This is a genomic window from Olivibacter sp. LS-1, from assembly GCF_008245145.1.
Classification (GTDB): domain Bacteria; phylum Bacteroidota; class Bacteroidia; order Sphingobacteriales; family Sphingobacteriaceae; genus Olivibacter; species Olivibacter oleidegradans.
The window spans coordinates 4,344,614-4,366,803 of sequence record NZ_CP041643.1; the positions used below are offsets into that span (position 1 = coordinate 4,344,614).

Sequence of the window (22,190 nt, forward strand, 5' to 3'; positions counted from 1 at the left end):
TTTAAAAATGGATTATATTACTATCTTGCAGGAATTTTAAACCAATTTATGATTAGAAAGAAAGAAGGATTTGAAGGAGAAAAGGCCATCATCATTCCTCCGAAAGTCGTTAATCAATACCGGGACACGTTCCTTACCAGGGAATTTTACATTACCGATATTGGCTTTTACCCAAAGGCCAAATACCACTACCGAAACCGTCCCGAAGGGACAAATGAACATATATTGATTCATTGCGTCGAAGGTAGGGGAAGTGCTACCATCGATGGTTTCGACCTGCCGATCGAGGCAAATCATTTCCTCATCATCCCTACCGGAACGCAACACCTCTATCGTGCTGATCCAGCCTATCCATGGACAATTTACTGGCTTCACTTTGGCGGGAAGCAAGCCGACCTCATAGTCGCCCATCTTTTCGAGAAAATGCTTTCCCAGAAAAATAAGATCATGCGAAGCGAACCCCATTTAGCACTTTTTTCCAAAATATACAACACACTGCAGCAAGGCTATAGTAAGGAAAATATGGAGTTTATAGCCCTCACTATGCCTTTTTACCTGAGTGCCTTTCTTTTAAACGACCGTTTCAACTATCACCCCGATGAACAGGCAGAAGATATCGTTGATCGCACTATTCGCTTTCTCAAAACTAGTATTCATAAAACATTAAGCCTGAAAGAGATCGCTGATCAGGCGCACCTCTCCGTATCCCATTTTTCAAATCTCTTCCACAAAAAAACGGGATATTCGCCTATTGAATACTTTAATCACTTAAAAATCCAGCATGCCTGTCAACTTTTGCAATTTTCCGACCGACGAATCTTTGAAATTGCCTTAGCCATCGGTATTGAAGACCCTTACTATTTCTCCCGTTTATTTAGCACGCAAATGGGAATATCGCCCAAACAATACCGAAAACAATGGACACTGTCAAAATCCTAACCGAAGTTACCTGACTACGTCCCAACTAAATGAAATTCACATTGAATCAAAAAACAAAACTCTCCGCTTTTCAGCTAAGGGAGAATAATAGAACGAGCCGGGATTTACCTAAAAGCTGACAACCAGTTTTCCAATCGTTTTTCCACTTTCCAACTGTTGGTGTGCTTCCTTAAAATTTGTAACGGACAAGCCCTTAAGCGTTTCTTTTAGTGTGGTTTTTAAAACGCCACGATCCAATAAATCGGCAACCTTATTCAAAATATGATGTTGTTCAATCATATCATCCGTCTGGAAGGTAGAACGTGTGTACATCAACTCCCATGAAAAGCTGACGCTCTTAGCTTTCAATTTATTCAAAGCAAGAGGGGTAGCAGATCCGGTTATCGAACCAATATGACCTTGCGGTTTAATCAATTCAACCATTGCATCCCAATAGGTATTGGTATCCACGAAATCCAGAATAAAGTCGACATACTGAAAACCTGCTTGACGAACTTCGTCCACGAGCTTATAATGATTAACTACATAATCGGCACCCTGAGTCTTGCACCACGAAGCTGTTTCCGGTCGCGAGGCAGTTGCAATCACCGTAAGTCCCGCCACGTGCTTGGCAAGTTGTATCGCAATTGAGCCAACCCCACCGGCTCCGCCGATAATTAAGACGGATTTGCCCTTGTCGCGCTCACCGATACGAAGCCGATCGAAGAGAATCTCCCAAGCGGTTAAGGCCGTTAACGGAATAGCTGCGGCTTCCTCGTTAGTAAGTTTTTTTGATTTATTCCCTACAATCCGTTCATCCACCAACTGATACTCCGCGTTACTGCCTGCACGGTTAATATCCCCTGCGTAATACACTTCGTCTCCCACCTTAAATAAAGATGCCGCATCGCCTACCGCCTCCACTACGCCCACCGCGTCCCAGCCAATAATTTTTGGCTCTGTCAGTACCGTATCCTTTGCACTGTTCTGCCGAATCTTGAAGTCGACCGGGTTGACGGATACAGCGCTTATTTTTACTAAAAGGTCTCGGCCTTTCGGGCTTGGCTTTTCTGTTTCAAACTCAATAAAACTGTCCGCTGCTTCAACGGGTAACGATGTTCTGAATCCTATAGCTTTCATATATTTATTCCTTAAGTACATCACAAAATTAGTAGGTTACAGAAAGAGAAACCAGTACAATTTCATGCTATATTTGTAAAAATCAATCCCCGATGACAAGATTTAACAGCTACCATTCGCTCAATATCTTTCGACTAGAAGCCGAAACCTGGAGTTATCCGGCACATAAGCACAACTTTTATGAACTCATTTTCATAGAAGAAGGTAACGGAAATCACGTGCTTAATGACGCTGTTGCGCCGTATCATATGGGTGATGTCTTTTTACTAAGACCGGAAGATACGCATTATTTTGAAATTGAAGCACCTTCGAAATTTATATTTCTGAAATTTACGGAACAACTATTCATAGAAAAGCTCGAAGGAAGCAGGACCGCTAAATGGCTCGACATCCTTAAGACCTTATTACAATCACCTTTCTCCGTGAATGGTAGTTTAATTAAGGATAAAAAGGATCAAGATCAACTTAAACATTTACTTCAAATATTGCTAGCCGAGTTTTCCCATCAATGTTCTTACAGCCGTGAACTGCAACTCGAGCTCTTTGGAGCCGTTATGATGATGTTGGCCCGAGCACAGGCTACCGCGCAATTTGGCACGCAATGCCCGGTGAATACCGAATTAGATAAGTTGAGCGAAATTCTGAGCTATACCCGTTTGCATGCGCTTGATGCAGACAAAGTACGTGTAGAAAGTATAGCCAGGCACTTCTCGATGTCACCTAATTACATCAGCATTTACGTCAAAAAACATAGTGGCTTATCCCTCCAGCAACACATTGTACAAATTAAACTGAAAGCCGCTGATCAGTTACTGAAAAACGGGCGCAATAATATCAACGAAATTGCTGTCAAGCTTGGCTTTACTGATGCCAGCCATTTTAATAAAATCTATAAGAAGTACAACGGCAAAAATCCAAGGGACATACAACGCCGTAAAACAGAAGCATTTCACGAATAATCGGGTTGCCTCTGGTTAATATAGCTGAAGATCTTGCTAATTTCCATGCTAAAGATATAAGCAATATTGTTTAGTATTGTTCCTTACAACCCGGTCTGGCATCGTCACCGGACAGCAAGATCTAAATATGAAAATACAACATGCTATCACACACATTATTTTACTTATTTTCCTATGCAAGAGTGCTACAGGTCAAAATAAGAATAATTTAAACCTTTGGTACAGCAAGCCCGCCAGTAAATTTGAAGAAGCACTTCCTTTAGGCAATGGCCGTTTAGGTGCCATGGTTTATGGTGGCGTGCAAGAAGAGCGGCTGTCTCTCAATGAAGCAACGCTTTGGTCGGGCAAGCCTGTTGACGAAAATAAAGTTAACCCACAAGCAAAGGATCATCTTCCCGCCGTACAGGAAGCACTCTTTAACGAAGATTATCAAACTGCGGATTCACTGATTCGCTTTATGCAGGGCGCTTATTCTCAATCTTATGAACCCTTGGGCAATCTATTGATCCATTTTAAACACCAAGGTACTCCCACTCATTTCAGGCGCGAACTGGATATTTCCCAAGCCATTGCACGGGTTTCCTATCAGCTTAACGGAACCAGTTACCGTCGGGAAATCTTTGCCTCGCATCCCGATCAGCTTATTGTCATCCGATTAACCGCAGAAGGTAAAGATAGGTTGGATTTTACTTGCCGTTTTAACAGTTTATTGCGTTCAAAAAGCAAGAAGCAAAGTACCAGCTTATGGATGCACGGTTGGGCACCTATTCATACCGAGCCTAATTATCGTAATAAAGAAAAAAATCCGGTGGTATATGATACGCTAAACAGCATGCGTTTTGCCTCCATGCTGAAAGTATTGAAGAACGATGGGCAAACCAGTTGGCAAGATTCATCACTCGCTATTTCGAACGCCAAAGAGGTAGTCTTACTTTTATCAATGGCCACCAGTTACAGTGGTTTCGACAAAAATCCGGGCAGGGCAGGAAAGAATGAATTAGATTTAGCGCTTTCTTACTTGAAGGAAGCAGAAAAGCAATCCTTCGCCTCATTGCAAGCAAAGCATATTCAGGACTATCGGCATTATTTTGACCGCGTTTCAATTAATTTAGGACACGGGGAGAAAGCAAATTTGCCTACGGATGAAAGGCTAGAACGCTTTGCCAAAGGTGACGGCGATAACAACCTCGTAGCACTCTTCTATCAATATAGCCGTTATTTACTGATTAGCTCCTCACGACCCGGTGGCCAGCCAACCAATTTGCAGGCTTTGTGGAATGAAATTGTAAGACCGCCTTGGAGCAGCAACTATACCACCAACATCAATACCGAGATGAACTATTGGGGTACTGAGGTCGCTAACCTTCCCGAAATGCACCAGCCCTTATTCGATTTTATAGGCCGCCTAGCACAAACGGGTGCCATCACGGCTAAAAATTATTATAATGCTGATGGTTGGGTATGCCACCATAATACAGATATCTGGGCAATGACGCATCCGGTGGGTCATTTTGGCGAAGGGCATCCCTCTTGGGCCAACTGGCAAATGGCCGGCGTATGGTTAAGTACCCATTTATGGGAACATTTCGCTTTTACCGCAGATGCCGACTTCCTACGCAAGCAGGCATATCCGCTAATGAAGGGCGCCGTCGATTTCTGCCTGAGCTTTCTCACGACCAATAAAGACGGTTATCTAGTAACTGCACCATCCACCTCACCCGAAAACATCTACATAACCGATAAGGGCTATAAAGGTGCCGTGTTGTATGGAAGTACGGCCGATATTGCAATGATCCGTGAGTTGTTTGCCGACTACCTGAAAGCAGCTGTTATCTTAAAAAAGGACAAAAAAACACAAGAAGCGGTTACCAACGCTTTGGCAAAGCTTCCACCCTACAAAATAGGCAGAAAAGGCAATTTGCAAGAGTGGTATCATGACTGGGAAGATGCTGAACCTCAACACCGTCATGTATCCCATCTGTTTGGATTGTACCCCGGCACTACCATAAGCGATGCATCCACACCGGAACTGGCAAGGGCGGTACAAAAATCATTGGACATCAGAACCAATGAAAGTACTGGCTGGGCTATCACCTGGCGCATCAACCTATGGGCCAGATTACACAACAGTGCGATGGCCTATGACGCGTTGAAAAAGCTATTCCGCAATGCCAATGATCCCGAAATCATCAAAAAAGGAGAAGGCGGACTTTACTCGAATCTATTCAGTACCTGCCCACCTTTCCAGATCGACGCCAACTTTGGCGGTGGTGCCGGCATTTCCGAGATGCTGCTACAGAGTCATGAACACTACATCGAGCTGCTTCCCGCCCTGCCTAAGGAATGGCCCGATGGAGAAGTCAACGGGTTAGTTGCCCGTGGGGGCTTTGTCATCGATATGCAATGGCGGAACGGAAAAATTGTGCATGCCAGTATCGTTTCAAAAAATGGTGGGTCTTGTAAAGTAAAATATGGCACCCATAACCAAGAGATAGACACCAAAGCCACACGGAAATACACACTGAAATTTTAGAAGCGATGCATAAGAAAATATGCACCGAACAAGAAGCCGGCATGTTACCCTATTTTCTTGCAAACCACTACGAGTTTTCCCTTGTGAAAAATCAGCAAGTTACCTTCTTTATCTACTTCATAGGCATCTTCCGGGCTTTCCAGACTAACATAATAATTACCGTTTTTTTTCAGCTCTGTGGCATAAGCGCTAACCACCGGTTGATCGCTTACCTGAAGCTTTTTTCCTTTAAAAGCGATGGGCTGAATAAAAACGCGTTGTTGGCGAGCAATCACCTGATAAGCAACGTTCGCCCCTTCCGGTGATTTAATTGTTTCATCAAACCAAACACCTAACAAATGTGTAGAATCGGCTGCACTAAGCGCCATTTGGCCTACGGTATCCGGTTGACTAGGCTGAACGATGGATTTATCTTCCGTATTCGTAGCTTTGGGAGCTTGGCTTTGTGTACAAGCGGACGTCGCTAAAGCACCAATCAGCCATACAAGTCTGTGCAATCTGAGCGTATTTTTCATCTGCCGCAAAGTTACGAATAATTAATGGCTTAGGTTCGCACCTGTAGCAAACCTTCCCGTTAGGGAAAGCTCGAATGCTTTTGGAAACAAGCAAATGATGAAAAAAGTTGATTAGGACAATCGTTTTTTAAAGGCAATTGCCCTGTATTGCATGTTAAACAGTTGCTATAAAGGCTATTATTTATTATCTTTGTTAAAATACTCAGCTAAATGGCCACATTGAATTCAACATTAGAAGATATCATGAAACTTGATTATACCTCGAGAGAGATGATATTGGAGATTTTGCAAAAAAGGCAAATCGAATCTAGACGTGAATTAATGGCTAAAAATGCCAAAAAATCGTTAAAGGAGTATCGCTCGGGCAAAACGCAACCTATGTCATTGGAAGAGACATTAAATCGCCTTCATTCCTTGTAAAATTCCGTATATGGCCCATAAACTTGTATTATCTAAACAGTTTTATTCCCGTCCTCAACACTTAACGAAAATACTTCGCTAAATTCTTTTTAAAAAAAGCAGCACTTTCGGCTATACTCTCCATAGAGCTCTTCTTAAAATTTCCGCCCTGCTCCAGGTAATAATATTCCATACCGGCCAAGTCCTTATCTGGTAAAATTTTAGTATAATCTATTGAACCATTGCCCAGCTCCGTATAATCCTGTGTCACTTTATCCATGTCTTTGATATGCCACATTACAAAACGTCCGGGCTGCATGCTAAAAAGCGCTGCAGGACTTAATTTAGAAGCACGCATTACCCAGTAAAGATCGATCTGTAGCTTCACCAGGTCGGGGTCCGTCTCTTTCATGATTATTTCATAACCATTTATCCCGCCATGATCGATAAACTCAAAATTATGGTTATGATAAGCAAAGCCCAAACCGGCCTTTTTAATCCTTTCTCCAATCCTATTAAGTTTCGGGGCGAGTTGTTTAAATTGCTCGATACTTCTATTATTAGGATCTAACCAGGGCCAGGTGATATAAGGTTGCTTTAATATACCTGCACCGATAATACATTGATCCACATAAGCCATCAATTCTGCCTCAGGCGCATTGAAATAGCGAAAAAGATCATAATGACCACTGGTGGTCGTCAATCCATGATCGCTCAGTAGACCAAGAAAATCCTTTGCTTTTAAACCATAATAGGATACTGTTTTCGGGTCAAAACCATAAGTCTCCGTATCTTCATAACCCAGAGCCGCTACCTGCTTTATCGTAGCAAAAGGATCTTTTGCCATCGCATCACGAATCGTAAAAAGTTGCAGTCCCATCTTATAGGCGGATTTTGTTTCTTCTGCAAAAAGCGCATTTGGTAGCATAAGCGCTGAGGTAGCCATGCAGCTATCTGAAATGAATTGTCTTCTGGTGATCATCGTGTACAATATCGGTATTTTCCGGGAGAATCATATTTAAGTTTAGCTGATCATAAATTTTAAGATTTAAACTGCCACCAATCAAAATAGAATAAATCTTTTTTTCCTTTGAAAACAAAAAAAACATCGTGTTTACCCGTTATATTTTTCATGGACCCGTTAACTGTACGAAAGATATCACCCTCACCCTGCGTATTAACGTTCACTACACCTAACAGTGGCCCATTGATGCTATCCAAATAAACCTCGATCTTGCCTCCATAAAGCGACGCAACATTAACGTCTAAGGATTTTATACCCTTGGAAAAGTCTACTGCCCGAACCATGAGATGATCTCCATTGTGTATAGATGAAACCACTACCCGATCAGCTATCTTCGCTCCTTTATCCCAAGGGATATTACGCTCCCATTCCGTTTGCTTTTCGGTTTTGAGCCCTTCACTAAAAGCGATTGTTTCTGCCTCGGTTCTCCGGTAAGGGTTAAGTGTCCCTACAGGTTCTACACTTTCAGATGTCCAAAATGGCAGTTCTTTCAGTGTGCCGTCTTCATTATAAACCAGCTGGGTTAAACAGACGGACCGTCTCTCATAATGCTTGCTCATTGTTTTCTTGAGTATTTCATAATTAAATCCAAATACATACGACTTACCCTTATAGTCTATAATACCGGGATGGTTACCATTGGATCGGCTATTGCGATCCATAATCATTCCCTTAAAGACCCAGGGACCTGTCGCTGATTTTCCCATCGCATAGCCTATTCCTTCCGGACAGCAAGTTGAAGCGTAGGCCATATAATAGTTCCCGTTTTTTTTCCACGCCCAAGGTCCTTCCTGATAGCGAAATGGGTCTTTCTGCCCTTCAAGTTTAGCGAATGATGAATCCTTAACGATTTCACCATCAATCGAAATCATGTCTTCCTTGAGCTTAACATACCACAGGTTAGGATTTCCCCAATACATATACGCTTGACCGTCGTCATCGATCATAACCGTTGGATCTATATCTTCATTGGAATTTTTCACCAAGGGTTTACCAATGGGATCAACAAACGGCCCGTAGGGACTGTCAGAAACCAGTACACCTATCCCGACACCTCCTGGCACAGTACAGTAGAGATAAAACTTTCCATTGCGTTCTACACATTGGGCCGCCCAGGCACCATTATCTGCATCGACCCATTTAAAATTTTTCAATGAAGCTACAGGACCGCGATCCTGCCAGTTAACCATATCGGTCGACGTATAGAGCAGCCAATCCGTCATTTTAAACCCAAAAGCATCATCCTCGTCATGACCTGTGTATAAGTATACCGTGTCCTTATACACCATAGGAGCTGGGTCTGCCGTATGTTTTGTTTGGATGATCGGGTTCTGCGCGAACCCACTTGAACTCAATATACAGAGTAATGCAGCTAATATCCCCACTTTGGGACAATTGTTTAAGTCTAATTTCATAATTTACGATTTCAGTCTATTGATCCTCTTGCTTTCAGGCAATTAGTTCATTAGCGTTTATTGGTTAGCCTAGCGCTAAATGGCAAATTTTACAGATGTCATTTAAACACTTAATACCCGAAATAAAGAAATATTAGCGAATAAGTGAAATAAATAGCACATTTTTTTATGGGCAACGACAAGGAAATCGAACAGTATGTGGCAGGTAATTTTAAGGAAGTAACCGTCGATAATGGCCAAGACCTAGTTAAGGTTAAACGTCCCGGGCGAACTGGTCCTTCCGTAAGCAAGTGCCGACTCTATATTGGCTATATCGGGAAGTTCTTCCCCACGGGAAGCAATTGTATAAAATTCGCCTCCCAAAGTACAATCAGGGATATCCATTTCGAGCGTATAGACTCCCGGAGGTAGGACGACACGCTGATAAATCTTTCCGTTCCTGATCGTTGCCATATTATCCGTTGACCAGCCTGCTTCTATGGCAAGAAACGGACCGCCAAACCAATGGTCAATCCCACCGAAATGTACTAGTTATGACTTCCTGCAACTTGCTCGAAGGACCGCTGCTTTTGGGAGCCATGCTTTCCCAGAAAAAATTGTGGTTCCATGCACCACCCGCATTATTCCTTACTTTTGATGAATATTTTGAAATATTTGCCAAAAGGCTTTCTTGCGAGGTTTCGCTGATATGTTCCGTAGCTATCGCTTCATTCACGGCCTTGATATAGGCTGTATGATGCTTGGTATAATGGATCTCCATTGTCTGCGCGTCAATTGTAGGTTCGAGGTCTCCATATGTATAAGGAAGTTTATCCTGTGTGAAGGATAATTGACGATTTGCATCTGAACCAGATGCAAAGGCTGCTCCCTTATCTAAAAGGGAACCTGCAAGGGTAACACCTACCAGACCTTTACCTTTGTTTTTAATAAATTTTCTACGTGTTTGCATAACAATATTTTAGCATGTTTTAATTAGAATTTATTAGCTACGAGCTATTTGATGTATAGACATCCCTACGAGGTATAAAATTTAAATAAAATTATTCGCCTATATATCAAAAAAATAAATACAAACATGCTTTCATCAATATAAATCTTTAACAAATAGATAGGCGCTATTCTTTTCCGACTTTAACGCGACAGGTATCCTTTCTTTCTTTAGAAAAGCTAAAATGGTAAAAAGATCTAAGATGCGCTTTACCATGAAGATCAAGAGACCTATTGCCAAGGCCATTAATAAACTAATCATTATTTCTCGTTTTTATTGAATGGATAAAATATATATTGTCAGATCATTTAACTGCTTGTCAGTCAACTGTGGAAAACCTGGCATTTGCGGTGCATCTGCACGTTTTTTACCGGGTGATAGAATCCAATGTTTCATATCTTCCTGTTTACCTTGATAGATTTCTACCATTTCAGTCATAGGCGGACCAACAATTTTTCTGTCTTTGGCATGGCAAGCACTGCAATTTGCCTTGAATATAGCTTCTCCCGGTGCATCACCATTTTCTTTGACACCCTCAGCACTATTGATAGCAGCACCCTCGCGGGCTTCTTTTGATTGCTTTTCAAATTCTGCTGTTTGCGCTGCCATAAGTTTTTGATGGGGCTCAAGTGCGTTTGCCCGATAAACATGCCTGCCACTAGCCATAAATAGTACGGTTAATGAGAAAAATAGAACAACTTTCCAAAAATTTCGGTCTATATGCGCGCGCGCTCCTGTAAGTCCCTTCCACATCCACCACATCGCCGGCAACGCCAAAATTGCACCTGTTAAGATGACGCCTATCAGGTTGATACCGATACCTTTTGAAGGGAGGGTTACCAGCAATAAAGGACCAAAGAAAAACTGCGCGGTAGAGGCAGCCAAAGCCAGGGTATAGCCAATACGGATGATATCATAGCGAGTCCATTTTGTAAATAACTGTTCAACGGGATAGTTTGGCCGTCTGGCATACCAACATATAAATAGGCCTGTTACGGCTAGCGAGGCGCAAATGAAATGGAAATATCTCGGAAAAACATTAGGCAGGGCTAGTGCACTGAAAAAACCCTGTATAGAACCCCATTTTTCCGGGAAGAGCATTAAATTTATATTGACCAGAAAAATCAACGGAATGAAAAGAAAAATCAGAACTGCCAAGCCTATTATGGCTATATGAAGTGACTTATACGCTTGCATAACTTCCCATGTATATTTATGTAAATAGGTCAAAAGAAAGGCAACTGTTACCAATGGAATGATCAGTATCCACATAAAGCCAGTTAGTGCATTGGCAGAATAAAAGTACACCGTATATAGCACATTGATGCTCAATAAAGGTGCAATACCTAACACTACTGCTAAGCTCTTGTTCACAGTGACGGTTTTTGCAAGTTCATTTGCAAAGACATCATAATCCGAATCTCTCTTCCCTCTAATTTCTGCCCACAGTGTTAAAATAGACCCGCCGACCATCAAATTGACAAAAAGGATATGCAGAAGAAAAGAAAGTACCAATATAATCACCAGTAACCATTCGGGTAGCGGCAGAGCAAGTGGGATATTTCTTGGGACAGGTGTTTTATTGGCCTGTAGTAATAAAGACATCAACATATAATTACGATTATTGTTTTTTTGAATTAGTTATCTTGGCTTCCTTACCGTCGGCTAACTGTTTTTGCTGTAACAATTTTGCCGCCGACACGGCATTTTGACGTGGATTTATTATAACGCCAGTGGTCTGCGCCCCCTCCAGTGTTTCCCCTGTCTCTTGTAAGTTTGCGATGTAGGCAACAAGGGCATCCAGCTCTTCTTCATTACCAGGGTAAGGGGGCATGTAGGAACGGCCATGATGCATCACGGGAATGTATGCCTTCATCGATGTTTCGTCTAATGGCTTATCTTTGCCATACATATTTTCAAATACTTCAGTTATTGAATTAACACCGTGAGCCGTATGGCAGCGACTACAGGATAGCATAAAAACGTCACGTCCTGCTAGCAGCTTATTTTCGGCAGTGATCTCTGTGACTGAGGTATAGGTTGCGTGTTTCAGTATACCATCCCGCCGGTATAAAGGATAATCTTCCTGACGAAGCAAATTTGAATACATATAACCACCTATCACGTAAGGTTTTCGGATAAATTCACGTACTCTTTCAAAAATCCCCAGGAAGGCAAAAGAGACGAGCAGCGGGAGAATGAGCATGTAAGCTCTGATAACGCGTGGCTTCCAGAGACCGATGATTGCTACCAATAAACCCGAGCCAATTCCTCCTGCAATAAAATAAATCAACAAGTCATAATATTTTTCAAACTCCATGGTCGTGACCGCGGTACTCAGATTCGCCTTCATGGCAGTAGGCAATACCCGGTGATACCAATAAGATGCGCCGAGCGCCAAAGGCGTCCAGGCAATCAGCCAGATACTAAGGTATTTGGTAGCCTTCAATCTGATAGTAGTATCTTTCTTTGTGAACAGAAACGTAAGAAAGAAAGAAAGCATCCCGCCCACAAGCATGGCAACTGGAGTACGAAAAGCCAGTTGCGGTATATAAATAGGATTATTGATACCATTGAGTAAACTCTTTTCTGCATTCCAATTTCCGGGATCCATCATAAATCCCAATATTGCAACAATAATAGCCATTGTGATCCACGAAAAAACACATAACCAGCCGCCAAAACGGATATGCCGCATTTTTGCTGCTATGGTTTTGTTGCTGTTTTTCCAGGTCAAGGTATAGATCACGATGAGTACCACTTCCGTTAGAAAGACGAGCCATTCGGTAAACCAGGCCCAATAGAAAACGCGAATTAAACTGCCGATGGAACTTGGACTCACCAAACCTGCCGAAAACCAAATTCCCACACCGGTCATTGCCCCAATGGTGGTTGTGATTATAAACACCACAAACATTAATCGATAAGCTAGTTTATCCCAGCTTCTGTTGACTATCTCACCACTGCTACCATGCTTGACACTTTGATACTCAAACCACACCACTAATGGGTAGAATCCGACGGCCAGGCCATGGTTAATCAACACGTGGATGATAGCTATCATGGCAATCAAAAATCGATCATTCAGCCAATCGAGATGAAACATTGGAAAATCCATAAATCTTTCTCTTTTGCTTTTTGACAAAATTCCTACTTTGTTTGAAAGTATTGACGAAATAGAGATGCAGATGATTTTTGTTTTTGGAACAGGCGATTGCTGTTTCCGTTACAATAGTTTAGTTATTGATAACAGCTGAATAATCGCCCGAAAAAATTGCTTTTTTCTAATAGGTTTAGAAAAAGAAAGGCAGCTCTAATTCAATAAAACTGCCTATACTATGTCGACTAAAGCTTTGAGTTTATCTTTGCATTTTGCGGAATTCCTCTGGACTGATTCCATGTTTCTTTTTAAAAAAGGTGATGAAGTACGAAGAACTGTCAAATCCCAGTTCAAATGAAATTTCGGACACGGTCTTGAACGTGTGATATAGAAATCTCTCTGCTTCCATTAGAATTCTGTCCCGTATCAATTCACCCACACTTTTATTGCGTCGTTCCCTACAGATGCGGTTCAGGTAATTGGTTGATATGTTCAACTTCTCTGCATAGAATGAAGGAAAGCGCTCACTTTTGTAATATTGTTCGAGCAATTGTTCGAATGCCCGAACCCTATTTTCTCTTTCCTTATTATAAGGCGTAGCCAGCCGTATACCGCTACAACGTTCCAGCATACCGAGTACAATATTCAAATAAGACCTCAGAATCGTTTTAGAATCTTTATCGGACAGCTTGAGCTCATCATACATCGAATCCATCATCATGCGCAACTTGGAAATGTCTATGTTATTTTCCAATTGCTTATATACTGCATTATTCTTTAAGAAAGAGAAATCATGCAACACGTTATCGTTGTAACGTTTTGTAAAAAAAGCATCCGTAAAAAGCAAAACCCAACCTTTCGCTTCTTTATTTATTTCAAATGTGCAGACACTGGATGGTACAATGCTCAGTGCTTCTCCTTTTTGAACCTGTACGACTGATTGATCGATGGCAAATATTCCTCCTTCTTCCTCAAAATAGACGATCGTATAGAACATTCTTTGATTGGGTAAGGACAGAAAACTATATTGCTGGTTAAAGGTGTAAAGCGGAGTGATGATAAAACCCATATTAGGGCTTTCCATATCTTCCAGTGTCAAAACGTTTATTTCTTCTGTTCTGACAACCATAATAATATTTCCTTAACTTATAATAACCGATAGATTAATTAGCCAAGAAATACAGGTGGTTTGAAGATACTAAAACAAAATCCATTGGACAACGGCCCGATAGAAGCTGGCGTGAAAACAATATCTTTAATGGGTTGTTGAATAGGTTTTTTGTGGTTATCATCGAGAACAGGTAAAACCATAGCAACCTCGAGCAACTTAACTTTTATCTGTGCATCGTTGTTGCTTTTTTCCTCTTTGACCCTTTCTTCCAGATAACAGGATCCTTTACATACAGGAATGGTTTCAAACCGATTGATACATAGCTGGCTTACGATGTAATCGCGGTTGAGCTGAAAGCCCAGATAAATCCATATACTGCCCGTGGACTGCATGATAATAGCCAAAAGCAACGATATGTACATGAATTTTTTCAAAACTGTGCGAATCTAATAAAATTTACTTTTCTTTCCTTAGTATAGCGATGTCTTTCAACAACCTTTTTGTTTCTTCGTTTGATGTGCCATCATATACTCCCCGGATATGAAGATCCTTGTCGACTAAAAGAAGGCCTCCACTATGCGTAAAGCCTCCGGGAGCCAGACTATCAGGATATGCAATCGCATAATAAGATTTTTCCGCCAAGCGCATTACTTCTTCTTGATCCCCATACAGAAAATGCCATTTATTATCTTTAGCCCCCATTTTATCAGCGCATGCCTTTAGGGCAGGTATGGTATCCCGTTTAGGATCTATGCTATACGACAGCAGAAGCACATCATCCATGCTCTGGGTTTTCTCCTGCACCTCTTTCATTTGAACGCTCATCTGGGGACAAATGGTCGGACAGGAAAGGAAAATAAACGATGCCACATGTATCTTGTTCTTCAAACTATTCGATGATACTTCCATACTGTCTTGATTGAGCATCGTAAACGAGTCAATTGTCGGATAAACCGTAGTATCCCGCTGCGTTATGGGTGTGCCCAGATAAGGTAATTTATTCTCCTGACAAGAGGCAACACTAAACGCTATTAGTAACAAAAAGACTCTATTCATAAAGTGCTGACAAATATTAAAATTTCATATCCAAATATACGTTTTATCCCCTTAAATCTCTTTTGTAGGCCTCCAAGGTATCCTATATGCACGAAAACATAAATCAATAGCACGTTTATGTAGGTATCAGAAAATTTATAGAGTGGTAACTTTGTCTGAAATCTTGATACGACCCGATATAAAGTATGAGCATAATTTTAAATTGAATTTCAGGTCGACGTAAGTTGCACTGGTTGAAGTGGACTTCTTAAAAAATTCCAAAACAAGTAAATAAATAAAAAAGGACAGATTAAACATCGTTAACCTGTCCTTTTCTTTTTTCGTTGTGTAATTATGCAGATAGATAATCGTCGGTACTTTTTATCTCCGCATAGAAAAACGCTAATGCTGCTAAAAATGCGTGGTGCACATCCTCCGCTTTTACCGTTTTACCATTAATTTCCAAGTCTCGTGACGCACAAGTATCGCCGAGCACCGTACACTTATAGCCGAAGTCAAATGCAGCACGTGTGGTAGCGTCCACGCACATATGAGTCATCATTCCGGTAATAACCACTTCGGTTACGTCATTTTCCTTTAAATAGTCCAAAAGTCCTGTTTCTTTAAAGCTATTTGGATAATACTTTTGAAAAACTTTTTCCCCGGCAAGTGGTTTCACATTTTCGTGAATTTCTGCACCAGGTGTTCCATCAACAAAAATTGGCATAGCTTCTGGATTAGCCGATACGTGTTGGATGTGTGCAATAGGTAAATTGTTTGCTCTGAAATGGTCCAGAACCTTGCGAGCATTTAGACTCGCAGTTTCAGGGTTTACCAATGGAAGGGCTCCGTTTTCAAAATATTCATTCTGGATGTCGATGACAATTAATGCTTGTTTGCTCATAATCATTTATTTTTTGAATAACAAAATTAGCAAACACCGTCCTGACCCATTATACCAAACCATTACGAAATAATACCATTTTGATAATCGGCTAAAAATTCGCGGGTTGTCATCCCGGTTTGCTTCTTAAAAAAACGCATTAAATGGTTGGGTTCCGAAATATGGAGTTTATAAGCTATTTCAGAAATAGTCATTTCAGAATGGATGAGGTAATCTTTGATTTCTATTAGCAATCTTTGTTTTAACAAATCCGTTGCTGTCAGATTGAACTGCTCTTTTACCGATTTGTTTAGGGTAATACGACTGATACCCATGAGTTCTGTATAATCGCTGATTCGCTGTTTATGTTCGATATTTGTTTCAATCAGTTTTTTGAATTGAAACGCATAACTGGTATCTTGATTTTTTAATGATAAGCGATGCGTTTCGGCATACACCCTGTTCAATTTCTGTAAAAGGTAATAGATCAGGGAACGGATGATATGCACACTATCTATTCTGGTTTTCCGTAATTCTTCTTTAATTTCTGATAACAAAACACAGTACATATCCATGTTTTCTTTCTCAACCTGCATATTTAGTGGAAATTCCAACTGATAGAAATACGATAAACGGTAAGTAAATAGTTTATCAGAGAAAAATTCATTTAGAAAATCTTCTTGAAAAACCAAGGACGTAAATTCCAGATTATCTTCATTAAGACCCCATTGACGTTTTTGAAAAGGGGAAATAAAAATAATACTGTTGTCCTCGATATTTATTTTTTGGTAGTTAAGTGTAAGCTGACCGTTCCCTTTCTTGATAAAAATGATTTCAAAATAATCTGTATTAAACAATTTTTGACTATTATATGCTTCACCGACTTCATCAGAAGGAAGTACGTTGAGCAGAAAATCTACCCCACATCCTGTCTTGTTAAATTTTATCGTTTTCAACTATTTCTCTCTTTTATTATTAAATATAAAACCGAAATCACGCAATTTCATTTCTACTTTTATATCATCCAACTATGCAGGTTGAGACATCGACAGACACCTGTCTGCTCAAAAATTGTTGATCTTAATAAAATCGAAAAAACAAGTAAACTATGACAAAAGCACCATTAAATGTGAAGCGTAAAATATTCCTGGCTGCCAATTAGCTTCGCATTTTCTTTGATACTAACATAAGTTACTCTGCAAAAGTTGGATAGAAAATATATTTTGGATCATCAAAGGAAATTGAACTGGGAATAAAAGACGGAATACCCATATATACAGATTCAGCGCCTGTTCCCTGTAACAATGAATCCTTCTTATCAATTAATACATATGCTCTTCTCTTCTTAAACTTTGCTTGATAAGGACGATAGTAAAAATCTCCGATCAAGGTATCCATGGCAATTCTTCCCCTTACATCACCCGAAACCACTGTATTGCCACGCCCTTCAATCCGAAGTTTACCGTAGAAACTTTCTTGAAATCTTGTTAATTTTAGATAAACCGTATCCCCATTAGAGTGGGCGATGTAATCCATTGTTTGCCCAATTTGATCTGATCCGCATGAAAGTGGCAATGAAAGAAAAGTCAAAATCAAAATTTTGCTGAGTTCGTTTCCCAATGCTTCAAAGTACGAGGCAACTTCTTTTGCGTCCATACGCAATTTATTTGATGAAATAATTCTTGTTCTCTTTTGCCCATTCTGCTAAAGAAGTCATTTTCACAGGAAGTTTCTCTAAGATTTCGTTCATTTTAGGATTGAATTTTGAAGGATACTCAGTTGCGTTCTGAAGATTTTCATAATAAGCTGCAACGCTGTTTGCTCCCGCTTCACCAACCATTGGCTTTAAGATATCGCCAAATTCTTTCGGCTTCTGCGGATAATAAACGATTTTTTCGCCTGTACCTTTAGAAAACGCTGTAGCCAAATCATTGCCTTTTAAATTTTCTAATCCGCTGATCTTAAAACTATCTGCTTTTAAATTTTCATTATAAATAGCTTCAACCACAAAAGCACTCACATCTCTGGAAGCTATCCAACCAATGGGCATTGCCTCTGGTGTAGGATAAGCTAATTTTTTCTCATTTGTGATGAAAGGAGCGCAAAATGGCCCCATCATATTTTCCATATAAATGGTTGGTTCGATGATTACATAATCCACACCGCTATTTTTTAAATAGTCTCTAACATCCAATTTCACATCATCTACCGGAGAACCTATCTTTTTGGTTTCTAACCAGCCACTTGTATTCCACACAATTTTTTTTACGCCATTTGCTTTAGCTGCATCAATGACATTCTTTGAATATTGCAAACCATCAGAAGGATTGGGAAGCGATACAGGTATCATAAAGGCAATTGCATCAACACCTTTAGTGATTTCATTAATTCTATCGCCATCAGCTAAATTTGCCAAAACCGGCGTTGCTCCTGCCTGAGCCAACTTTTCAAAACTATTTTCCGAACTTGTCGCAGCAATTACTTCCGCACCTTTTTTCTTTGCTTCGCCTATCACGTTGAATTGTTGCGAGCCTGTAGCTCCAAATACTAATATTCTCATTTTTCTATTTTTATGTTTAATTTATTAAAATGTGTATGATTCTCCATCTTCAGGAACGTTCACTTTATCGGTTATTCCTTTTTCAGAAAGAAATTCCTTTAATTCTTTTCGCGTAAGCGTATTGTGGTTTACGCCTTCCATGTGACTTACCACAATTGTGGCATTCGGAATCGCCTTATGGACTTCGTAAATATCATTTTTATTCATAATGACCTGTCCACCGAAAGCAAATTGGTTGTCGCCACCGTTTAATACAATTATTTCTGGTTGGTGTTTATCAAGGGCTTCCTGGACGCCTTCGTACCAAACGGTATCGGCTGCTATGTACAGTTTTTTTTCTGTTGGGTGTTTTAGTACTAAGCCGCAAACATATCCTGCAATTTTCAAAATATAGCCTTTCCCGTGTTGGGCTTTTGTTCTCCTCAGCTTTATATCGCCAAATGACGAATTTTCACCAAGAACTTCAACATTAGAAAAACCTGACTTTTCTATTTTCGATTTATCGGTGTGATCCTGGACAAATATTTTAACCCCTTTAGGCAAAATACGAATAGCTTCTTTATCCCAATGGTCTGGATGCAGGTGACTCACAAACACAAAATCAACATCTTTGATGATTTCTTCTTTAGGGTAAGGTAAATCGTTTAAAGGATTTTTTTTGAAAGTCCAATTTTTAGCCGGAATAAACGCAGGCAATGTTCCTTTGTCAGACAGCATTGGGTCTATCAAAATTTTTCTTCCCGCATATTCGACAAGGAGTGTGGCATTTCGTATTTGCTGAATTTTCATTTATAGTACGATTTTAAAATTAAAACATAGGGTTGTGATTTGCCGGTGCATCCGGCATCTGCATCATTGCATCCCAATGTTCAGCCAACTTCCCATTCTCAATACGATATATATCGATAAACCGCCATTCTTTTCCCGCCATCTCCGTACGGGAATGAAGGATAACTATATCGTCTTCTGCCACAACGTGTTTAAATACAACTTTTTGTTTTGGTACTCCTTGCGCGACAAGCATTTGTACAACTGCCTTTACGCCTTCAGGTCCCTCAGGAAGGGTTGGATTATGCTGTATAAACTCCTTACTCATCAATTCATCCACTCCGGTAATATCTAAATCTCCAAAAATTCTTTGGTAAGCAGTAATAGCTATCTGTTTGTTAATCTCTATCTGTGTCATCGCACTTTATTCTAAGATAATATTTGTACAAAAGTACTCTAATACTTACCTTAGCACAAGTACTTACCTAATAGTTTGGTACTTACCAAATGGTTAGAGTTATTGATTATCAATGAAAAAAAACTTAAAAATGAATCCACCTTGCGATGATAACTGCCCTGTTAGAGCATCGTTAACTTTACTAGGTGGTAAATGGACATTAATGATATTGTTCCAAATCAACGACGGTGTAATGCGGTACGGTGAATTGAAAAGGGCTGTTACTGGTATCAGTGAAAAAATGCTGATACAAGAATTGAATATGCTTGTTGAGAATAAATTAGTCAGCAAAAAAGTCTTCCCCGAAATTCCCCCGAAAGTAGAATACCGGCTCACCGAATTAGGATTGAAAACTTTGCCAATTGTGGATCAACTGGCTCAGTTCGGATTGGAGAACTTGGTTTGACGAAGCTTGTTGACCATAGTTTGCAACTAGTATTGAAATATTTTCGAAATGAAAAAATCTACCATGACACAAGGTGTCGTATATAACAAGTGCAGACAAGTAAGATCCCTTCATTTTACAATGAGTAACGTAAACATGTTAAAAATCCTACTTTACCAACATATTGTTGGTTATAGGAGTCGACAGCTCTTATAATACTTTAAATTTATTAGACGCCCTGCTTTACGGGGCGTCTAATCTAATCTTAAGCTTATATGTTCATATAGCGCAACACTCTTCTTTTACGCTTTCACGTGATTTTAAACACATAAGCCGGTCGCTTTTTATCAATAGTGTCGGGAAACGTCACCGCCAGACCATTTGCCGTTTGCTCAAACCTAACCTTATTTTTTACACCTAAAAGCTGTACATTATTAGCTCGGTAATTATCTTTCTTTAAACTTTTGATCAAGGCACTTCCTGTTTCAGGCCAGCCCATTACAATGGCGTACAATACATTTCCTTTGATCGTGAATCTCACGTCTTCAGCGGTAAAAGGCTTATTTTTGCCTTCGTTGAACCCTTGCGCCGACAAAGGTGCAGCATTTTCCATAGCGGGCCCCTCTCCAAAAACAGTCCAAGGCCTTGTACCGATTATGCTCTCGCTATTTATGCTCATCCAGGAAGCAATCCCTTCCACCGTTTTGAGGGCCTCCGAATCAATGGAACCGTCCCCTCTTAGCGGCACGCTCAAAAGGAGGTTTCCATTTTTACTTACCACATCAGCTAGCATATGGATTACCGTTTTGGCACTTTTATAACTTTTATTTTCATAAATGCGCCGATCGTAATGCCAAGCACCTATACAAGTGCATGTTTGCCAAGGCTCCTTCTCTATCTGATTACTTTGCCCTCTCTCAATATCCCAAACCATGCATTTCCGCTGTTGCTCGTCAAGGATTTTCCCATTGATTACCGCCTCCAATTCGCCATTGTGCTTTTGCTGACTGACATTGTAATAATGAGCTGCAATCCTTAAACCGGCATCGTCTATCGGCCATAAAGGCAGTGCCGTATCATCGAAATAAACTAAGTCAGGTTCGTACTTATCAATAAGCTCAATGGTCCGGTCGTGAAAATTATTGCAATACTTCTTGGTAGGCACGTTTACGCCATTGCCCCAATGCCATTGGCGATGAATCATTCCATCGTCTCCGCTATTTTCACTTAAGGGATGGTTTTGTGCATAGAGGTCTTGCGGGTCAAGGCCATCCCACCATTTATTTTTGCCATCAGCTTTTGTGATTTTTCCGTCATAGGGAATATTTTTGAGAGGGCCTTTTTTATCTGCACGTTGAGCTGTTTCGTACCAGGTCCATGCATGTGCAGCGTGAACACTAACACCGAAACGTAAACCACGTTTTTTGGCTGCCTTTGCCCAGCCCGCCATCAAATCTTTTTTTGGTCCCACCTTCGTAGCATTCCATGGTTGGTGACTGCTGTCGTAGAGATCCATATTGTCATGGTGATTGGCTAAAGCAACAAAATACTGAGCTCCTGCCCGCTTGTAAAGATCCAACAACATTTCAGGATCCCATTTACCTGCTTTCCATTCATTGATCACATCTTTGAATCCGAATTTCGACGGATGACCGTACTTTTGCACATGGTAGTTATATTGATCACTTCCCTCCTGATACATCCCTCGTGCGTACCAGTCACCTCGTTCAGGTTGGCACTGCGGTCCCCAATGTGCCCAAATGCCAAACTTCGCATCACGGAACCAATGGGGAACTTGGTACTGCTCTAGCGACTTCCATTCCGGTTTAAAATCGACTTTCGCTATCGGCGCATGGGTATGCGACGTATTAAAGCTTGATCCGGCTATAGATTTACTCAACCAAAGTGAAGGGATAGCCATTCCCAGGGTTTTTATTACAGTTCTTCTTTTCATTTTTTTATCTTAACCTATTTTTTAATAGCATGAAGTGCGATACAAT

At 40.6% G+C, this 22,190-nt stretch carries 24 protein-coding genes; 5 read left to right on the forward strand and 19 right to left on the reverse strand.

The window, feature by feature from the left end:
* The first annotated feature begins 48 nt into the window (after positions 1-48).
* Positions 49-939, forward strand: coding sequence for an AraC family transcriptional regulator (locus tag FKG96_RS17905; RefSeq protein ID WP_130855534.1), 891 nt, complete (start codon positions 49-51; stop codon positions 937-939).
* 108 nt (positions 940-1,047) lie between these two features.
* Here FKG96_RS17905 and FKG96_RS17910 read toward each other — a convergent pair whose 3' ends face one another.
* Positions 1,048-2,058: a zinc-binding alcohol dehydrogenase family protein gene (locus tag FKG96_RS17910; protein WP_149105742.1), complete on the reverse strand. Its 1,011-nt coding sequence runs from the start codon at positions 2,056-2,058 to the stop codon at positions 1,048-1,050.
* Positions 2,059-2,150: 92 nt separating this feature from the next.
* On the opposite strand from FKG96_RS17910, the gene FKG96_RS17915 reads away from it, so the two are divergent.
* Both FKG96_RS17915 and FKG96_RS17920 read left to right on the forward strand, forming a co-directional pair.
* The gene (locus FKG96_RS17915) at positions 2,151-3,017 is read left to right on the forward strand and encodes a helix-turn-helix domain-containing protein (RefSeq protein ID WP_149105743.1); all 867 of its coding nucleotides are present in this window, start codon (positions 2,151-2,153) and stop codon (positions 3,015-3,017) included.
* 127 nt (positions 3,018-3,144) lie between these two features.
* Complete coding sequence (locus FKG96_RS17920) at positions 3,145-5,550, forward strand: glycoside hydrolase N-terminal domain-containing protein (protein ID WP_149105744.1); 2,406 nt, start codon at positions 3,145-3,147, stop codon at positions 5,548-5,550.
* A gap of 44 nt (positions 5,551-5,594) precedes the next feature.
* On the opposite strand, the gene FKG96_RS17925 is transcribed toward FKG96_RS17920, so the two are convergent.
* Entirely contained in the window at positions 5,595-6,065 is a 471-nt protein-coding gene (locus FKG96_RS17925; protein WP_149105745.1) for a hypothetical protein, read from the reverse strand.
* Positions 6,066-6,275: 210 nt separating this feature from the next.
* Here FKG96_RS17925 and FKG96_RS17930 point away from each other — a divergent pair, with 210 nt between their 5' ends.
* On the forward strand, positions 6,276-6,485 hold the full coding sequence (locus FKG96_RS17930) for a hypothetical protein (RefSeq protein ID WP_149105746.1): 210 nt from the start codon (positions 6,276-6,278) through the stop codon (positions 6,483-6,485).
* Positions 6,486-6,546: 61 nt separating this feature from the next.
* On the opposite strand, the gene FKG96_RS17935 is transcribed toward FKG96_RS17930, so the two are convergent.
* The 16 genes from FKG96_RS17935 to FKG96_RS18005 all read right to left on the reverse strand — a co-directional run bounded on the left by FKG96_RS17935 (position 6,547) and on the right by FKG96_RS18005 (position 19,766).
* Entirely contained in the window at positions 6,547-7,446 is a 900-nt protein-coding gene (locus tag FKG96_RS17935) for a sugar phosphate isomerase/epimerase (protein ID WP_246860298.1), read from the reverse strand.
* A 59-nt stretch (positions 7,447-7,505) separates the two neighbouring features.
* Entirely contained in the window at positions 7,506-8,903 is a 1,398-nt protein-coding gene (locus FKG96_RS17940) for a glycoside hydrolase family 43 protein (RefSeq protein WP_149105747.1), read from the reverse strand.
* A 243-nt stretch (positions 8,904-9,146) separates the two neighbouring features.
* On the reverse strand, positions 9,147-9,416 hold the full coding sequence (locus FKG96_RS17945; RefSeq protein ID WP_256377676.1) for a DUF5013 domain-containing protein: 270 nt from the start codon (positions 9,414-9,416) through the stop codon (positions 9,147-9,149).
* Positions 9,412-9,852 (reverse strand): superoxide dismutase, encoded by a 441-nt coding sequence (locus tag FKG96_RS17950; protein WP_149105749.1) that lies wholly within the window; start codon positions 9,850-9,852, stop codon positions 9,412-9,414. The genes FKG96_RS17945 and FKG96_RS17950 overlap by 5 nt, the downstream gene beginning before the upstream one ends.
* Positions 9,853-9,987: 135 nt before the next feature.
* The gene (locus FKG96_RS26815) at positions 9,988-10,152 is read right to left on the reverse strand and encodes a hypothetical protein (protein ID WP_168204571.1); all 165 of its coding nucleotides are present in this window, start codon (positions 10,150-10,152) and stop codon (positions 9,988-9,990) included.
* 12 nt (positions 10,153-10,164) lie between these two features.
* Positions 10,165-11,496 carry a c-type cytochrome gene (locus tag FKG96_RS17955; protein ID WP_149105750.1) on the reverse strand — a complete coding sequence of 444 codons (1,332 nt, stop codon included), beginning with the start codon at positions 11,494-11,496 and terminating at the stop codon, positions 10,165-10,167.
* A gap of 16 nt (positions 11,497-11,512) precedes the next feature.
* Positions 11,513-13,009 (reverse strand): cytochrome c, encoded by a 1,497-nt coding sequence (locus FKG96_RS17960; protein WP_149105751.1) that lies wholly within the window; start codon positions 13,007-13,009, stop codon positions 11,513-11,515.
* Positions 13,010-13,250: 241 nt separating this feature from the next.
* Positions 13,251-14,120, reverse strand: coding sequence for an AraC family transcriptional regulator (locus FKG96_RS17965; protein WP_149105752.1), 870 nt, complete (start codon positions 14,118-14,120; stop codon positions 13,251-13,253).
* 38 nt (positions 14,121-14,158) lie between these two features.
* Positions 14,159-14,524 (reverse strand): hypothetical protein, encoded by a 366-nt coding sequence (locus FKG96_RS17970; RefSeq protein WP_149105753.1) that lies wholly within the window; start codon positions 14,522-14,524, stop codon positions 14,159-14,161.
* A 34-nt stretch (positions 14,525-14,558) separates the two neighbouring features.
* Entirely contained in the window at positions 14,559-15,158 is a 600-nt protein-coding gene (locus FKG96_RS17975; RefSeq protein WP_149105754.1) for an SCO family protein, read from the reverse strand.
* A 331-nt stretch (positions 15,159-15,489) separates the two neighbouring features.
* Entirely contained in the window at positions 15,490-16,041 is a 552-nt protein-coding gene (locus FKG96_RS17980; protein WP_149105755.1) for a cysteine hydrolase family protein, read from the reverse strand.
* Between the two features lie 62 nt (positions 16,042-16,103).
* Complete coding sequence (locus tag FKG96_RS17985) at positions 16,104-16,976, reverse strand: AraC family transcriptional regulator (protein ID WP_149105756.1); 873 nt, start codon at positions 16,974-16,976, stop codon at positions 16,104-16,106.
* Positions 16,977-17,211: 235 nt separating this feature from the next.
* On the reverse strand, positions 17,212-17,676 hold the full coding sequence (locus tag FKG96_RS17990; protein WP_149105757.1) for a hypothetical protein: 465 nt from the start codon (positions 17,674-17,676) through the stop codon (positions 17,212-17,214).
* Between the two features lie 7 nt (positions 17,677-17,683).
* Entirely contained in the window at positions 17,684-18,580 is an 897-nt protein-coding gene (locus FKG96_RS17995; protein WP_149105758.1) for an SDR family oxidoreductase, read from the reverse strand.
* Positions 18,581-18,604: 24 nt separating this feature from the next.
* Complete coding sequence (locus FKG96_RS18000; RefSeq protein WP_149105759.1) at positions 18,605-19,369, reverse strand: MBL fold metallo-hydrolase; 765 nt, start codon at positions 19,367-19,369, stop codon at positions 18,605-18,607.
* Between the two features lie 19 nt (positions 19,370-19,388).
* Positions 19,389-19,766, reverse strand: coding sequence for a nuclear transport factor 2 family protein (locus tag FKG96_RS18005; protein WP_149105760.1), 378 nt, complete (start codon positions 19,764-19,766; stop codon positions 19,389-19,391).
* Positions 19,767-19,896: 130 nt separating this feature from the next.
* Here FKG96_RS18005 and FKG96_RS18010 point away from each other — a divergent pair, with 130 nt between their 5' ends.
* On the forward strand, positions 19,897-20,211 hold the full coding sequence (locus FKG96_RS18010; RefSeq protein WP_210421314.1) for a helix-turn-helix domain-containing protein: 315 nt from the start codon (positions 19,897-19,899) through the stop codon (positions 20,209-20,211).
* A gap of 289 nt (positions 20,212-20,500) precedes the next feature.
* Here FKG96_RS18010 and FKG96_RS18015 read toward each other — a convergent pair whose 3' ends face one another.
* Complete coding sequence (locus FKG96_RS18015) at positions 20,501-22,144, reverse strand: alpha-L-fucosidase (protein WP_168204572.1); 1,644 nt, start codon at positions 22,142-22,144, stop codon at positions 20,501-20,503.
* Positions 22,145-22,190: the final 46 nt, after the last annotated feature.

Coding starts and splice junctions, on each gene's coding strand:
- FKG96_RS17905 (WP_130855534.1), top strand. CDS start 49: ATGATTAGAAAGAAAGAAGGATTTGAAGGAGAAAAGGCCATCATCATT.
- FKG96_RS17910 (WP_149105742.1), bottom strand. CDS start 2,058: ATGAAAGCTATAGGATTCAGAACATCGTTACCCGTTGAAGCAGCGGAC.
- FKG96_RS17915 (WP_149105743.1), top strand. CDS start 2,151: ATGACAAGATTTAACAGCTACCATTCGCTCAATATCTTTCGACTAGAA.
- FKG96_RS17920 (WP_149105744.1), top strand. CDS start 3,145: ATGAAAATACAACATGCTATCACACACATTATTTTACTTATTTTCCTA.
- FKG96_RS17925 (WP_149105745.1), bottom strand. CDS start 6,065: ATGAAAAATACGCTCAGATTGCACAGACTTGTATGGCTGATTGGTGCT.
- FKG96_RS17930 (WP_149105746.1), top strand. CDS start 6,276: ATGGCCACATTGAATTCAACATTAGAAGATATCATGAAACTTGATTAT.
- FKG96_RS17935 (WP_246860298.1), bottom strand. CDS start 7,446: ATGATCACCAGAAGACAATTCATTTCAGATAGCTGCATGGCTACCTCA.
- FKG96_RS17940 (WP_149105747.1), bottom strand. CDS start 8,903: ATGAAATTAGACTTAAACAATTGTCCCAAAGTGGGGATATTAGCTGCA.
- FKG96_RS17950 (WP_149105749.1), bottom strand. CDS start 9,852: ATGCAAACACGTAGAAAATTTATTAAAAACAAAGGTAAAGGTCTGGTA.
- FKG96_RS26815 (WP_168204571.1), bottom strand. CDS start 10,152: ATGATTAGTTTATTAATGGCCTTGGCAATAGGTCTCTTGATCTTCATG.
- FKG96_RS17955 (WP_149105750.1), bottom strand. CDS start 11,496: ATGTCTTTATTACTACAGGCCAATAAAACACCTGTCCCAAGAAATATC.
- FKG96_RS17960 (WP_149105751.1), bottom strand. CDS start 13,009: ATGGATTTTCCAATGTTTCATCTCGATTGGCTGAATGATCGATTTTTG.
- FKG96_RS17965 (WP_149105752.1), bottom strand. CDS start 14,120: ATGGTTGTCAGAACAGAAGAAATAAACGTTTTGACACTGGAAGATATG.
- FKG96_RS17970 (WP_149105753.1), bottom strand. CDS start 14,524: ATGTACATATCGTTGCTTTTGGCTATTATCATGCAGTCCACGGGCAGT.
- FKG96_RS17975 (WP_149105754.1), bottom strand. CDS start 15,158: ATGAATAGAGTCTTTTTGTTACTAATAGCGTTTAGTGTTGCCTCTTGT.
- FKG96_RS17980 (WP_149105755.1), bottom strand. CDS start 16,041: ATGAGCAAACAAGCATTAATTGTCATCGACATCCAGAATGAATATTTT.
- FKG96_RS17990 (WP_149105757.1), bottom strand. CDS start 17,676: ATGGACGCAAAAGAAGTTGCCTCGTACTTTGAAGCATTGGGAAACGAA.
- FKG96_RS17995 (WP_149105758.1), bottom strand. CDS start 18,580: ATGAGAATATTAGTATTTGGAGCTACAGGCTCGCAACAATTCAACGTG.
- FKG96_RS18000 (WP_149105759.1), bottom strand. CDS start 19,369: ATGAAAATTCAGCAAATACGAAATGCCACACTCCTTGTCGAATATGCG.
- FKG96_RS18005 (WP_149105760.1), bottom strand. CDS start 19,766: ATGACACAGATAGAGATTAACAAACAGATAGCTATTACTGCTTACCAA.
- FKG96_RS18010 (WP_210421314.1), top strand. CDS start 19,897: ATGAATCCACCTTGCGATGATAACTGCCCTGTTAGAGCATCGTTAACT.
- FKG96_RS18015 (WP_168204572.1), bottom strand. CDS start 22,144: ATGAAAAGAAGAACTGTAATAAAAACCCTGGGAATGGCTATCCCTTCA.